This is a genomic window from Oceanobacillus saliphilus, from assembly GCF_023522835.1.
GTDB classification, from domain to species: Bacteria; Bacillota; Bacilli; order Bacillales; family Amphibacillaceae; genus Oceanobacillus; species Oceanobacillus saliphilus.
The window spans coordinates 1-235 of sequence record NZ_JALCZU010000276.1; the positions used below are offsets into that span (position 1 = coordinate 1).

A 235-nucleotide genomic window follows, 5' to 3' on the forward strand; every position below is an offset into this window, starting at 1 on the left:
TGGTGACACGTGTAGCTGACGAATACTAATAGATCGAGGACTTAACTAAACTTCTTTTGATGTCTTGATTTACTCTTATTTAGTTTTCAAGGTATAAATAGTACCTTTTTAATTAGTTGTCTGGTAGCAATAGCGAAGAGGCCACACCTGTTCCCATCCCGAACACAGAAGTTAAGCTCTTCAGCGCCGATGGTAGTTGGGGCTTTGCCCCTGCAAGAGTAGGACGCCGCCAGGC

At 44.3% G+C, this 235-nt stretch carries 1 rRNA gene; it reads left to right on the plus strand.

Features of this window, described 5'->3' with window-relative positions:
- Positions 1–119: 119 nt before the first annotated feature.
- Positions 120–235 (plus strand): 5S ribosomal RNA (rrf, locus tag MN204_RS21155).